General features: G+C 37.1%; 1 protein-coding gene. It reads left to right on the forward strand.

Annotated features, from left to right (window positions below; all coding sequences use genetic code 11):
• Nucleotides 1-305: 305 nt before the first annotated feature.
• Nucleotides 306-1,226: a replication initiation protein gene (locus tag A3IE_RS21550; RefSeq protein ID WP_020397264.1), complete on the forward strand. Its 921-nt coding sequence runs from the start codon at nt 306-308 to the stop codon at nt 1,224-1,226.
• The last annotated feature ends 188 nt before the right edge of the window (nt 1,227-1,414 follow it).

Below are 1,414 nucleotides of genomic sequence, written 5' to 3' on the forward strand. Positions count from 1 at the left end.
TGCAACATCTATACTACTTACTGCAACATCTATACTACTACTACAACATCTATTTTTTTGTTGTAGATAATTTATTTTATTTAAAAGTCTATGCTGCCACTAGAACGCTGATCGCTGTGTTTATTTTTCTCTATTGCAACAACTATACGAATATTGCAACGTTAAGATTATTGTTGCAATAAGTGCTTTTTTCACTCTTATTACAACTGTAAATTTTTAGTTGTAATAAGAGTGACTCTTGAAATATAGTCATAAACGGAAATTAGTAAGTTACTTAACACTTTGAACTTGGGTTACATATCAAGATGGCTGAAAAAAACACAAAGACTGAGAAAAACCCTTTCAGAGATCAGGAAAAAATGATCATAAAAATAAGTAACCTACTGACACGTGCTGCTCACGGACTTTCCTTACCTGAGAAGCGAATTTTAATGATTGCTCTAGGTAAAATTGATGGGGAAAAGGTCTATAACACTAACCCTGTTGCTCGTGTACACGCTTCTGAAATAGCAGAAATTGGAGGAATAGATATAAAAACAGCCTATTTAGAGGCTCGAAATGGTCAGCAAAAGCTTTATGAACGTTCGATTTCCATGCTTTTGGATATAAAAACTGGATTGCCTGTGCCAGGAGGGGTGCGTTGGGTCGCGCGGGCACACTATCATAAAAATGAAGGATGGATTGAGATAGCTTTCAATATAGATCTTGTACCGTATATTTCTAAGCTTAAAAATGAATTCACATCGTATAAATTAAGTAGAGCAGGAGCTTTACGGTCTATCTATTCTTGGCGTTTATTTGAGTTATTGATGCAATTTAAGACGACCGGACTCTTAGCAATTACAGTTGCTGATTTTCAGGATTTTATTGAAGCGGAGCCTAGTCATAAAAAGAATTTTGCGAATTTACGGATAAGGGTTATTGAGCCAGCAATAAAGGAGATTGGTGAGAAAGATGGTCTTAATGTTACTTGGAAGCCTATAACAGCGGGAAGAAAAACGACTGGATTGGAATTTAGGTTTCCTCGTGATCCAAAGACTGCCCTGCCGTTTGTAGAGCCAGAAAAACTTGCATCAGACTTGAAGTCAGTAGAGTTAAAAGTAGTAAAAAACAAAGAGGATTTATCAGAAAGGCAAAAAATAGCAGAAAAGCAAGCAGAGCAAAGATTTGCTGAGCTAGCAGCTGCTCGAGGAATAGAAATACCAAGTAAAAAAGTAAACATGTAATTTTTTAATGCCCGACGGTATCCACGCCAATGGATACCGCTAGGACTTCACTTTCAATCTGTATGGAGACTGAAAAATGCTTGCGAATCATAGCAAGGTTTTTGCTGCACACGTTACAAAATGGCTTTTATTATGCGCTGCTGCCGGTTTTGGCAGTTTATTTGCGTATAACGTCCTCTCCCCTATCC

Origin of the sequence: Thiolinea disciformis DSM 14473 (assembly GCF_000371925.1) — a bacterium.
Taxonomy (GTDB): domain Bacteria; phylum Pseudomonadota; class Gammaproteobacteria; order Thiotrichales; family Thiotrichaceae; genus Thiolinea; species Thiolinea disciformis.